The sequence below is a fragment of the Streptomyces luomodiensis genome (genome assembly GCF_031679605.1).
Taxonomy (GTDB): Bacteria; Actinomycetota; Actinomycetes; order Streptomycetales; family Streptomycetaceae; genus Streptomyces; species Streptomyces luomodiensis.
In genome coordinates this window covers 4,630,375-4,642,568 of record NZ_CP117522.1, presented here as the reverse complement: position 1 = coordinate 4,642,568, position 12,194 = coordinate 4,630,375, and the positions used below count along the sequence as shown (strand labels likewise).

9 protein-coding genes are annotated in these 12,194 nt (G+C 71.0%); 6 read left to right on the top strand and 3 right to left on the bottom strand.

Annotated features, from left to right (window positions below; translation table 11 throughout):
• The first annotated feature begins 30 nt into the window (after positions 1-30).
• The gene (locus PS467_RS19340) at positions 31-396 is read left to right on the top strand and encodes an MmcQ/YjbR family DNA-binding protein (RefSeq protein WP_268972856.1); all 366 of its coding nucleotides are present in this window, start codon (positions 31-33) and stop codon (positions 394-396) included.
• A gap of 90 nt (positions 397-486) precedes the next feature.
• On the opposite strand, the gene PS467_RS19335 is transcribed toward PS467_RS19340, so the two are convergent.
• Both PS467_RS19335 and PS467_RS19330 read right to left on the bottom strand, forming a co-directional pair.
• Entirely contained in the window at positions 487-831 is a 345-nt protein-coding gene (locus tag PS467_RS19335; protein ID WP_311036346.1) for an alpha-amylase inhibitor, read from the bottom strand.
• A gap of 50 nt (positions 832-881) precedes the next feature.
• On the bottom strand, positions 882-2,099 hold the full coding sequence (locus tag PS467_RS19330; RefSeq protein ID WP_311036345.1) for a cytochrome P450 family protein: 1,218 nt from the start codon (positions 2,097-2,099) through the stop codon (positions 882-884).
• Positions 2,100-2,320: 221 nt separating this feature from the next.
• Between PS467_RS19330 and PS467_RS19325 the strand changes: the two genes are divergently transcribed.
• The 3 genes from PS467_RS19325 (at position 2,321) to PS467_RS19315 (ending at position 6,161) form a co-directional block, all read left to right on the top strand.
• Positions 2,321-3,085 (top strand): ABC transporter ATP-binding protein, encoded by a 765-nt coding sequence (locus PS467_RS19325; RefSeq protein ID WP_268972853.1) that lies wholly within the window; start codon positions 2,321-2,323, stop codon positions 3,083-3,085.
• Positions 3,085-5,634 carry an ABC transporter permease gene (locus PS467_RS19320; protein ID WP_311036344.1) on the top strand — a complete coding sequence of 850 codons (2,550 nt, stop codon included), beginning with the start codon at positions 3,085-3,087 and terminating at the stop codon, positions 5,632-5,634. The genes PS467_RS19325 and PS467_RS19320 overlap by 1 nt, the downstream gene beginning before the upstream one ends.
• A 269-nt stretch (positions 5,635-5,903) precedes the next feature.
• The gene (locus PS467_RS19315) at positions 5,904-6,161 is read left to right on the top strand and encodes a LysR family transcriptional regulator (RefSeq protein ID WP_014061570.1); all 258 of its coding nucleotides are present in this window, start codon (positions 5,904-5,906) and stop codon (positions 6,159-6,161) included.
• Between the two features lie 170 nt (positions 6,162-6,331).
• Here the strand turns inward: PS467_RS19315 and PS467_RS19310 are convergent, their stop codons facing one another.
• A complete protein-coding gene (locus PS467_RS19310) occupies positions 6,332-6,982 on the bottom strand; it encodes a response regulator (RefSeq protein WP_311036343.1) in 651 nt (216 codons plus the stop codon).
• 176 nt (positions 6,983-7,158) lie between these two features.
• On the opposite strand from PS467_RS19310, the gene PS467_RS19305 reads away from it, so the two are divergent.
• Complete coding sequence (locus PS467_RS19305) at positions 7,159-11,226, top strand: PA14 domain-containing protein (protein ID WP_311036342.1); 4,068 nt, start codon at positions 7,159-7,161, stop codon at positions 11,224-11,226.
• Positions 11,223-12,191 (top strand): TauD/TfdA family dioxygenase, encoded by a 969-nt coding sequence (locus PS467_RS19300; RefSeq protein ID WP_311036341.1) that lies wholly within the window; start codon positions 11,223-11,225, stop codon positions 12,189-12,191. The genes PS467_RS19305 and PS467_RS19300 overlap by 4 nt, the downstream gene beginning before the upstream one ends.
• The last annotated feature ends 3 nt before the right edge of the window (positions 12,192-12,194 follow it).

Here is a 12,194-nt window from a genome sequence, read left to right as displayed (position 1 = left end):
CATGTCGGTCGAGTGTGAGGAGCGTGCGGAGTGACCCCCGAGCGGCTGAGGTCCTTCTGCCTCTCGTTCAACTCGGCGGTGGAGGAGTGGCCCTTCTCCCGTTCCCCGGAGGTCTCGGCCTTCAAGGTGAACGGCAAGATCTTCGCCCTGACCACGCTGGACGCGCGTCCGCTCACGGTGAATCTGAAGTGCGATCCGGAGGCCGCGGTGCGGCTGCGTGATGAGCATCCGGGGCTGATCGTCCCGGGGTGGCATATGAACAAGCGCCACTGGAACACGGTGGCGGTGGCCGGTGGGCTCCCGGACCGGCTGGTCCGGGAGCTGATCGAGGACTCCTACGACCTGGTGGTCGCGGGTCTGCCGCGGGCCGAGCGGCTCCGGCTCGACCGTCCCTGAGCGGGGCCCGCGCACCGGGAGCGCCGCTGAACGAGGGCGCGCCGCCCGGGGTGGCCGGGCGGCGCGCGGGGAGGGCATGGGGCAGGCGGTTCAGCAGCGGACCAGGCCGACGAGGTCCTGACCGATGATGCCGGTGGGCTTCACCCACTGGGTGGCCTTCTCGCCCGGTTGCAGGACGTGGCACTGCGGCTGGGGGCCCGTGCTCCACACGATCTTGAAGACGGGGAGCACCCGCTGTTCGGTGGTGCAGTCGTTGGTGATGAAGGCACCGAAGTAACCGAACAGATCGTGCGTGGTCGCTGTCTTGACGCAGCTCGGCACGGTGTCGTCCGCCGCAGCCGCCGGGGACTGGGCGGCCAGGGCGAGGCCCAGGGCGCTCGTGGCCGCGGCCACGGACAGGGCGGCGGTGCGTAAGGCCGTTCCGGTGTTTTTCATGTCTGCTTGCCTTTCTCCTTCGAGGGGCGGACGGGTGACCACTGGACGGGTCACCACTGGACCGGGAGGGCCGCCAGGGGGCGGACCAGGCCGGTCTGCTGGTAGCGGAGGCCGGAAGGGGGGACCGCGAGGCGGGCCTCGGGGAAGCGCTCGAAGAGGCGGCGGGCGGCGGTCTCGGTGATGATCTTGGCGAGATGGGCGCCGGAGCAGTAGTGGATGCCGAAGCCGAAGCTGAGGTGGGCGGGCTTGGGGCGGGTGAGGTCGAGTTCGTCCGGGTGGCCGGGGAACTGGTCGGGGTCCCGGTTGGCGGACAGCACCGAGATGATGACGACCTCATCCGCCGGAATGGTGACTCCGCCGATCTCCACCGGCTCGGTGGTGACGCGCTGGAGCGCGTTGCTGATCGGGTTGACGTAGCGGATCAGCTCGTCCATCGCGGCGCCCCAGCGGCCCGGTTCGGCGAGGAGCTGGGCGCGTTCCGCCGGATGGGTGAGGAGGGCGGCCAGGACGCCGCCGACGAGACTGGCGGTGGTCTCGTTGCCGCCCGTCATCAGGGCGAAGCCGGTGGAGAGGATCTCGGTGGAGGTGAGCCGGCGCTCGGGGCCGGCGTGGATGAGGGAGGAGAGCAGGCCGTCGTCCGGCTCCCGCTCCTTCTGGGCGATCAGCGCGGACATGTAGGCCGACAGATCCCGGATGTTGCGGTCCAGGACGCCCGAGGTGTCGGTCGGGGAGTACTCGCGCAGCGCCTGGGACCAGCGCAGGAAGTCCGGCCACGCCTCGGCGGGCACGCCCATCAGCTCGGCGATGGTCATCACGGGCAGCGGGTCGGCGTATCCGGCGATCAGGTCCGGGGTGGGCCGGTCGGCCAGCTGGTCGAGCAGGTCGTCGACGATGTCCACCACCTTCGGCCGCAGCGCTTCGGCGCGGCGCGGGGTGAAGGCGAAGCTGATGGCCTTGCGCAGCGGGGTGTGGCGGGGCGGTTCGAGGTTGGCCAGGTGGTTGGCCTCTTCGACGGGCGGGGTCATGGTGCGGCCCGACTTGGCGGACATCAGCCGGTAGTGGACGTGGATGTCGCGGCTGAACCGCGGGTCGGCGAGGGCCGCCTTGGCGTCGTCGTACCGGGTCACCACCCAGGCGCGGCTGCCGCCGGGCAGGGAGACCTCGCACACCGGACGCTCCTGGCGGACATGCTCCAGAACGGGATACGGGTTCTGGGTGAACTCGTTGGTGAGCAGCCAGTACTTGGAGAGTGTCCGTGTGGCGGCCATGCCGTCTCCCTCAGCCATCCGGGGCCCTTACGTCCCGGACGACCCTAGGTCGGCCCTTGCGATGCCACAGGTGCGATGCAAAGACTTCGAAGCGGGCCGGGATGCCGGTCCCCGAATCCCGGCCCGGATCTCTGCCATTCGGCAGAGGTGGCGCCCCGGGGTCGCGTCTTAATCTCGGCTCGTCAGCGTAAGCCCGACCCCGCAAAGGGAGAGTGAGCCGCGTGAGCGCGACGATTTCGACGGATACGGAGTTGGCCGCCCGTGCGGTGAACGTCCACAAGGTGTATGGCACCGGCGATGCGCAAGTCGCCGCGCTGCGTGGGGTCGACGTGGAGCTGCGTCGTGGTGAGTTCACGGCGATCATGGGGCCTTCGGGTTCCGGTAAGTCGACCCTCATGCATTGCCTGGCCGGTCTCGACACGGTCAGCGAGGGCGATGTGTATGTGGCCGATATGAAGGTCAATGGAATGAGCGACAAGGAGCTGACCAGCCTGCGCAGAGACCGCATCGGATTTATCTTCCAGCAATTCAATCTGCTGCCGATGCTGACCGCCGAGGAGAACATCCTGCTGCCGCTGGCGATCGCGGGCCGCAAGCCCTCGCCGGAGTGGCTGGCGAAGGTGATCGAGACGGTGGGGCTGAGCGAGCGGCTCGGGCACCGTCCCTCGGAGCTGTCGGGCGGTCAGCAGCAGCGGGTGGCCTGCGCACGGGCGCTGGTGTCCCAGCCCGAGGTGATCTTCGCTGATGAGCCGACCGGCAATCTGGACTCGCGGGCTGGCACCGAGGTGCTGAAGTTCCTGCGCGACTCGGTCAGGTCGCTGGGCCAGACCATCGTCATGGTCACGCACGACCCCAACGCCGCTTCGTACGCGGACCGGGTGGTGTTCTTCGCCGACGGCCATGTGGTCGGCGAGATCACCGAGCCGACCGCGGACGCCGTGCTCGACATGATGAAGAAGATCGACACCGTGGAGAAGGTGGCCTGATGTTCAAGGCGACTCTCAAAAGCGTGCTGTCGCGGAAGGTACGGCTGCTGCTGTCGGGCCTCGCGGTGGTGCTGGGTGTCACCTTCGTCGCGGGCGCCTTCGTCCTCCAGGACACCCTGAACCGTTCGTTCGACGCCCAGTTCGCGGGCGCGTACGACGACATCGACCTCCAGGTGGCCGCCAAGGCGCGGGTCAGCGGGGGCGTGGGGGACGCGGCGAGCGCGCCGGTCGGGCTGGACGCGGCGACCGTGCGCCGGGTGGCGGACGTCCCCGGCGTCGGGAAGGCCCGCGGGGACATCCGCGTCGAGGGCGCCCGCGCGCTCGGCAAGGACGGCAAGGTGGTGCCGAGCACCGGCGGCCCCCGGTACGGCAAGGGGTGGACCGGCGAGACCTCGCTGCTCGCCCTGCGCGACGGCCACGCGCCGGCCAAGCCGGACGAGGTGGCGATCAACGCCGGGCTCGCCGAGAAGGGGCACTTCTCGGTCGGCGACTCGATCGCCGTGCTGACCGGACAGCCGAAGCGGACCTTCACCGTGGCCGGGATCTTCGGCTACTCCGGTGACCGGGACTCCATCGGCGGCGAGCAGACGGTCGCGTTCACCGAACCGGTGGCGCGGGAGCTGATGCTGGGCGACAACGGCCAGTACTCGGCCGTCACCGTGGACCTGGCTTCGGGCGCGAAGAGCGCCACCGTCCAGGCGGCGCTGAAGAAGGAGCTCGGGTCCGGTTTCGAGGTGCGTACCGGTGAGGAGCTGTCGAAGGCGTCGGCCGACCGCTCGCGGGAGGTGCTCGACCTGGTCACCCAGGTGCTGCTGGGCTTCGCGGCGGTGGCGGTGCTGGTGGGGGTCTTCCTGATCATCAACACCTTCTCCATCATCATCGCCCAGCGGATGCGTGAGCTGGCACTGCTGCGGGCGCTGGGCGCCAGCCGTCGTCAGATGATCGGCTCGGTGCTGCTGGAGTCGCTGGTGATCGGGCTGGTCGCGGCGGTCATCGGGCTGGGCCTCGGGGTCGGCCTGGGAGCGCTGGGCGCCTCCTTGCTGGCGGGCACCATGGAGGGGCTGGAGGTCGCCGATCTCGGCGTACCCGCCAGCGCGGTCATCGTGTCGCTGGTGGTCGGCGTGGGGGTGACGATGCTGGCCGCGCTGTTCCCGGCGCTGCGGGCCGCGAAGGTCGCGCCCATCGCCGTCATCCGTTCGGCGGTCGCGCCGGACCGCAAGCACCGCAAGCAGACCTGGACCGGTTCGGTGCTGCTGGTGCTGGGTGCCGGGCTGCTGATGACGGGGCTCGTCGGATCGGGCGACGCGGCGATGTCGGCCGTGCTGCCCGGGGTGCTGCTCGCCTTCATCGGGGTCACGCTGCTCACCCCGCTGTTCAGCCGGCCCGCCGTATGGCTGCTGGGCGGGCTGTTCTCCCGCTCGCTCCCCGGCCAGCTGGGGCGCCGCAACTCGGCGCGCAATCCGCGCCGTACCGCGATCACGGCCTCGGCGCTGATGATCGGCGTGGCGCTGGTCACCACGCTCAGCACGGTGGCCGCCTCGGCGAAGGACAGCGTCAACAACGAGATCTCGGACAAGCTGAAGGCCCAGCTGGTGGCGATGGGCGACTCCGGCGACAGCATGTCGGCCTCCATCGACCCGGCGGCGCTGCGCCAGGCGCGTGGCCTGGACGGGGTGGCGGCGGTCGCCGCGGCCTCGTTCGACACCGCGAAGGTCGGCAAGGCCACCCAGTCGGTGTCCTCCTGGGAGGACTGGGGGGCGGCGCGCGGCATGCTCAGCCTGCGGGCCGAGGCCGGGTCGGTCGATGAACTGGCCCCCGGTACGGTGCTGATGAACAAGGCCACCGCGAAGGACCGCGATCTGGCGGTGGGCGACAAGGTCACCGTCCAGCTCCAGCGCGGGGAGCCGCACACCTACCGGCTGGCCGGCACCTTCGAGGACATGGCGCTCGCCAACAGCGTGGTGATCCCATGGGCCGACGCGACCGAGGGCTTCCGCTACGCGCAGCCGTCGCAGGCGTACTTCCAGCTGGCCCCGGACGCCTCGGTGGCCTCGGTCCAGCCGGGGATCGAAAAGGCGCTGCGGGACAGCCCCGAGGTGACGGTGCAGTCCAAGGACGCGATCGCCCAGAAGTTCAATGACGGCTTCGACATGATGCTCAACGTGGTGCAGGCGCTGCTCGCGGTCGCGATGATCATCGCGGTCCTGGGCATCGTCAACACCCTGGCCCTGTCGGTGATGGAGCGGACCAAGGAGCTGGGCGCGCTGCGGGCCATCGGGCTGGGACGCGGCCAGACGATCCGCATGATCATGACCGAGTCGGTGGTGATCTCGCTCTTCGGCGCGGTGCTCGGGGTGGTGGTCGGGGCCGGGCTCGGGCTCGCGGTGGCCCACTCGATGCGGTCCCAGGGCGTCAACACCCTGTCCCTGCCCTGGTCGCTGATGGCGGTCTATCTGGTGGGTGCGGCGATCGTGGGGGCGCTGGCCTCGCTCGGCCCGGCCCGGCGCGGTGCCCGGCTGAATGTCCTCCGGGCCGTCACACAGGAGTGAGGCCCAGGACATGACGGATGGGGGTGGACCGCGCCCGGAAAGTGCCGCGGGAACCCCGAAAAGGCTCCCACGGTGTCTCGGATATTCCCCCGGCGAGGCACCGTGGGGCTCCCCCGCCGAACGAGACGCGGGTCGCATTGCAGCTTCCTGCACCGGCTGTTGCCTTCCGAGATTAGGTACGTTGATATGGTCTCGACGGATCGGATGACCGGTGTTGTGTAACCGGTTCTCGGCAGCCCAGAAGGCAGCCGAATCGGACAGGGGGAAAAATGCACGAGCGGGAGTTCCGCGCCTTCGTCTCTATAGCGGAGATAGGACGTATGGATCAGGCGGCGAAGGCACTCGGTTATTCGCAGCCGGCCATCAGCTATCAGATCAAATGCCTGGAACAAATGCTGGGCACCAAGCTTTTCACCCGTGACTCCACGGGTGCCCAGCTCACTCGCGAAGGGCGGATGATCCTGCCCTCGGCCCGTGCGGTACTGGCTCTCATCGACAGTATGAAGGGCGTCTGCGCGGCCGCCTGACACCCACCGTCCCTCCACTTCCACGGGCCCGTCTCCCCTGTCACCGCACCGGGAGGCGGGCCCTTGTGCTGCCGTGCCCGCCTCCCGGCGCGGCGGCCGGGCGGCGGATGGCAGGAAGGTGCAGACGGTACAACTGATGCGGGAGTGGCCCGCGGTGGACGCTGTGCGGGTCAGTCGACGCGTTCGCTGTCCCACACCCAGGCCGCTATGCCGACCCGGTTGCGGACGTCCAACTTCCGCTGGACGTTGGCGATGTGGGTCTTGACCGTCCCGGCCGAGATGAACAGCTCGCCGGCGATTTCCGCGTTGGTCATGCCCTGGGCGACCAACTTGGCGATCTCCACCTCGCGTTCGGTCAGCGCCTCGATGGGCTGCTTGACCCGGGGCCGCTCGGGCTCCTGGATGTGGCGCAGCAGCCGGACCGTCACCGAGGGGCTGATCATGGCGTCTCCGGCCATGGCCGCCCGGATCGCCTCCACCAGCAGGGTCGGCCCGGAGCGCTTGAGGAGAAAGCCGCAGGCCCCGTTGCGCAGGGCGCTGTGCACATACTCGTCGAGGTCGAAGGTGGTCACCACGATGACCTTGATGGGGTCCTCGGCGCCCGGCCCGGCGAGCAAGCGGGTGACCTCGAGTCCGTTCATCCGGGGCATCCGGATGTCGGCCAGCACCACATCGGGGCGTAACTTTCGGGCCAGTTCGACGGCCTCCAGGCCGTCGGCGGCCTCGCCCACGACCTCCATGTCCGGTTGGGAGTCGAGAATCAGCCGGAAGCCGATGCGGACGGTGTCCTGGTCGTCGGCCAGCAGGATGCGCGTGGTCACGGCACACACCGTAGCCGTAACGGCACCCGGCCGCAGGAGATCCTCCCGGGGCCCGTATCGAAAGATTCACTAAGGGCTTTGGGGCGAGTGGGGCGGTTGACAGCATTCGGCCAGACCCCCTCTCGACGCCGTGCGGCGTAGCGCGGTGCGTTTTCAGGTTGGAGTGGTGACTGAGCATGGCTCGCACCAGAACACTCACAGTGGCGGCGGCGTGTGCGACGTCCGTGACCGTCTCCATGGCCTTGCTCGCGAGCGGGAGCACGGCCTCGGCGGCACCGGACCGGCTCAGCCGCGCGGCGCACGGCAACCCGTCCGACGTGGCCCTGCTGTCCGCCAAGGCCGGGAACGCGGTCCGGCCCGCCTGGCCCGCGGGGACCTTCGACGGCATCGCGGAGTCCGCCGGGAAGCGCGGGACGGCCGCGGCGCCGAAACCGGCCTCCCCGGCCGACGGTTCGACGCTGGCCGACCGGAGCCCGGTGCTGACCGCCGCGCGGATCGCGGGCAACGCCGAGTACGAGTTCGTCATCGGCACCGGTGACAGTCCGCGGGGCGGGCAGGTCGTCTCCTCCGGCTGGCTGCGCACCCCGCGCTGGACGGTGCCGGACGGGCTGCTCAAGGACGGCGGCCAGTACCAGTGGACCGTACGGGCGCGCAACCGGGCCTCCGGAAAGGTGACCGCGGACGCCACGGCCAGGTCCCTCACCGTGAATCTGCGGCTGGGCGCGCAGTCCGCCGACGGCCCGGTGCCCACGGACACGCTCGGCCCGGTGTCGGTGAACCTCGCCAACGGCAACGCGACCACGTCCGTGGCCACCCCGCAGACGAGCACGGCGACGGGCACCCAGGGCGCGACCTTCACCTACAACTCGCTGGCCACCGCCGAAGTGGGCCTCACCGGCTCGTACTTCACCGGGACGTCCGAGAAGGGCATCGGCGGCACCGAGAAGCCGGCGGCCGTACGGACCGACACCCAGCCGTCCTTCCGCTGGGACGGGCAGGCCCCGTGGGAGGTCGCCGAGGCCGGCGACCGGTTCCGGGTGCGCTGGACCGGTCAGCTGCGCGTGCCGGACTCGGGCGGCTACCGCCTGGGCGGCGTCTACCAGGGCGGGGTGCGGATCTGGCTGGACGGCACGCTGGTCGTGGACGACTGGACGGGCGAGAAGGGCGGCACCACGCCCCGCTTCGGCACGACGCGGCAGCTCAAGGCCGGCCACGCCTACGCGGTGCGGATCGAGTACCAGCGTCCCGCCGACGGCGGGCAGGTGGCGCTGTGGGCGCAGCGCACGGGCAAGGGCAGCCTTCCGGTGCCCTCGTCCTGGCTCGCGCCCGCCGGGTCCGTGCTGCCGCCCGGCTGGAGCGTGACCCCCGCCGCGACCGGCCCGGACGGCGTGAGCGCGGTCAAGGAGGGCACCGGGGAGGGCGTCGCGGCGGCGGACGGCGCGGCCGGTACGCACGCGGCCGACCCGCTGAGCCCGCAGGGCGCTGACACCACCGGATCGAGCACGGGCACGGGCACGGGCACCGGCTCGGCGGCGGGCGCCGCCCAGAGCCCCGCCGCCCTGGCCAAGGCCGCCGCCGGGGCCAAGGGCGCCAAGGACACCGACGCCGACTCCGACGCCGCGAAGCTCAAGGCGGCCGAGGAGGCCGCGGACGAGGGCCTGACGTTCTCCTACGCGGGCGACTCCACCTGCGAGGACGACGACGCCCCCGAGGGGTTCGTATGCGCGGTCAAGGTGCCCGGCGCGGGGACGACCCAGCTGTACTACTCCGCCGGGAAGCTCGCCCGGATCGTCAATCCGGGTGAGGAGACCACCGACTTCGGCTACTCCGCCGACCACCGGCTCACCGCCGTCCGCACCCCGCTGGTGATGGACTGGATCGCGGTCGACCCGGACCGGCGCGACCACGCCACCGCCAACTACCAGGTCGGCTACGGAAACTCCGACACCCGGGCCACCCGGCTGGCCGGCCCCGAGCCCAGCGGCTTCACCGAGGGCCGGACCGCCCGCCCCGAGCGGCGCTACGGCTATGCCTCGGGCTCCACCACGATCGACGTGGCGGGCCTGAAGGGCACCCGCACCGTCGCCTACGACTCGGCCGGCCGCGTCAGCTCCGACACCGACGCGACCGGGCGCACCGTGCGCACCGAGTGGACGGCGGTGGAGCAGCCCGCGTCCACCCTCGACGCCGCCGGCCGGCTGACCACCACGGTCTACGACGAGGCGGGCCGCCCGGTCGGCACCTTCGGCCCCGGCCCCCGGACGTGTTTTGCCGACGACGGCCGCCTGGTGAGCCCGGCCCCCTCGGGGTGCGCGAAGGTCCCGGCCACGACGACGTCGTACGGCGACACCAGCGTCACGACCGTCACGGCGGGCTCCGACGGGGTGCCGGACGTCACGGTCGAGACGCGGCTCAACGAGCTGGGGGTGCCGGTGGCTTCGGTCACCGACCCGACCGGCCTGAAGCTCACGACCGGCTACGAGTACGACGAGATGTTCCGGCCCACCGCCAAGGTCATGCCGAGCGGGGCCAAGCAGAGTTACGCGTACTACGGCGCGACGGAGAAGGCCGACAACCCCTGCACCGACGAGGACGATCCGCTGCCGCAGGCCGGCCTGCCGAAGTTCATCACCTCGGCGGCGTCGGCGACCGGCTCCTCCCGGGTGGAGAAGTTCGTCTACGACGAGCGGGGGCTGCCGGTCGCGGTGACCTTCGGCGGGACCGAGTGGACCTGCGTGGACTACGGCGACCGCGGCCAGATCCGCGCCATGCACGTGCCCGGGAACGACTGGGCCCCGGCGCGCACCATCACCTACGACACCGCCTACGGCGGTGATCCGCTGACCACCAAGGCGTCGGAGCCCGGCGACGAGCTGCTCTACACCGTCGACCTGCTCGGCCGTACCGTCCGGTTCACCGACGCCCAGGGCATCCGCACCGAGACGGTCTACGACCGGGCCGGGCGGGCGGTGCGGGAGACCTCGACCCCCGCCGACGACGCGGACGCGGCGCAGGTGAAGACGGTGCGCTACGACGACGCGGGCCGTAAGACCGCCGTCGCGCTGGACGGGAAGACGCTCGCCACCGTCTCGCTGGACGCGGGCGGCGAGGTCGAGCGGGTGACCTATGCCAACGGCTCGTCGCTGAAGGTGGCCCGGGACGCCGCGGGCCGGATCACGGGCAAGGACTGGAAGCCGGCCGACGGCCGTTCGCTGTCGTCCACGGTGACCCGGGCCCGGTCGGGCGTGGTGACGGACGAGTCCACCGCGGGCAAGGACGCCCGCGAGGGCGAGCCGAACTACCGCTATGACGCGTCGGGCCGGCTGGTCGACGCCTGGGTGACCGGGCACCACTACAGCTATGACTTCGCCGACGCGCCGAAGGACTGCCCCGAGGGCACCCAGGACGGCGCGGGGCGGAACGGCGACCGGCTGCGGCTGACGGACCGCACGGCCGACGGCACGACCGAGACCGGCTACTGCTACGACGCCGCCGACCGGCTGCTGGCCACCACCGGCGCCCACCCGGTGACGGACGTGACCTACGCCGCGAACGGCCATATGACCGGCTACCGGCAGGACGGCGCCACGGTGGAGCAGCGCCACGACGCGGGCGAGCGCTACCTGGGGTCGGGCATCACCGGCAAGGACGCGGCCGACGTCCGGTACACCTCCGACATCGCCGACCACCTGATCGAGCGCGCGGCCACCGGCGCGGACGGCTCGACCCAGCGCTACGGCCACACCTCGCACACCGACCCGGACATCGACTTCGTGCTGGATGAGGACAAGCGGGTGCTGAGCCGGGTGGTGTCGCTGCCGGGCGGTGTGGTCTACGCCAAGGCGGCCTCCTCCGAGGGCCGCTCCACCTGGAGCTACCCGACCGTCCGCGGCGATGTCTTCGCCGTCGCGGGCGACGACGGGAAGCAGGTCGGCGATCTGTACCAGTACGGCCCGTACGGTGAGCCGCTCACCGCGGACGGCACCGTGGACCCCGACCACGTCCCGGACAACCTGCCCGGTGACTTCGACTACGGCTGGCTGGGCCAGTACCAGCGCGGCTCCGAGCACGCCGGGGCGCTGTTCTCCACGGTGCTGGACACCCGGCTGCTGAACAACCCGCTCGGCCGCTTCACCCAGCCGGTCTCCGACGGGCCCTTCCTGAACGCCTACGAGTACGCGGCCGGCGACCCGGTCAACCACGTCAGCATCGACGGGTTCAGCCTGGATGGGGAGAAGGAATGATGGAGAAGTATTTCGCGGACGCCGATGTCGACCTGCTCGAGCACAACGGCACCCACCTGGTGCGGGTGACCCCCGACCACGGCGGTGACGGTCCGGGCTGGGTCGCGGCCAACCTGGACGGGCTGCGCTCGGCGATGCTCGACCACGCGGCGGTCATGGTGAAGAACCTGGGCCTGGGGGAGCAGGACGAACTCGCCGGCCTCGCGGCGCTGATCGGCGGCAAGACGCTGGAGTACAACGAGCGCTCCACACCGCGCAGCCGGGTCAAGGGCAACGTCTACACCTCGACCGAGTACCCGGCCGACCAGTCGATCCCGCAGCACAACGAGAGCGCGTACGCCAGCAACTGGCCGCACAACCTCTACCTGTACTGCGCCAAGGCGGCGGCCACCGGCGGCGAGACCCCGGTGGCCGACAGCGGGGCGGTCCTGGACCGGCTGCCCGAGGACCTGGTGGCGCGGTTCGAGGAGCACGGGGTGCTCTACACCCGCACCTACCGCACCGGGATGGGACTGTCCTGGCAGGAGGGGTTCCAGACCGACGACAAGAATTACGTCGACCGGTACTGCGCGGAGCACGACATCGAGGCGGCGTGGGACGGCGATGTGCTGCGCACCCGGCAGCGCCGCCCGGCGGTGGTGGAGCACCCGATCACCGGCCGCAGGGTGTGGTTCAACCAGGCCCATCTGTTCCATGTGCACGCGCTGCCGGAGGCGGTGCGCGAGGGGCTGCTGGAGATCTGCGGCGAGGACGGGCTGCCGCGCAACGCCTACTTCGGCGACGGCACCCCGATCACCCCCGAGGAACTGGCCACGATCCAGGCCGCGTACGAGGCCACGACCCTGGCGGAGCGGTGGGACGACGGCGATCTGCTGATGATCGACAACCTGCTCACCACGCACGGCCGGCGCCCGTTCACCGGGGACCGCAAGGTGCTGGTGTCGATGACCCAGCGTGAGGGGTAGGCG

Bases quoted from the DNA above. Each gene is read 5' to 3' on its own strand.
- PS467_RS19300 (WP_311036341.1), top strand. From the start codon at position 11,223: ATGATGGAGAAGTATTTCGCGGACGCCGATGTCGACCTGCTCGAGCAC.
- PS467_RS19330 (WP_311036345.1), bottom strand. From the start codon at position 2,099: ATGGCCGCCACACGGACACTCTCCAAGTACTGGCTGCTCACCAACGAG.
- PS467_RS19305 (WP_311036342.1), top strand. From the start codon at position 7,159: ATGGCTCGCACCAGAACACTCACAGTGGCGGCGGCGTGTGCGACGTCC.
- PS467_RS19315 (WP_014061570.1), top strand. From the start codon at position 5,904: ATGCACGAGCGGGAGTTCCGCGCCTTCGTCTCTATAGCGGAGATAGGA.
- PS467_RS19335 (WP_311036346.1), bottom strand. From the start codon at position 831: ATGAAAAACACCGGAACGGCCTTACGCACCGCCGCCCTGTCCGTGGCC.
- PS467_RS19320 (WP_311036344.1), top strand. From the start codon at position 3,085: ATGTTCAAGGCGACTCTCAAAAGCGTGCTGTCGCGGAAGGTACGGCTG.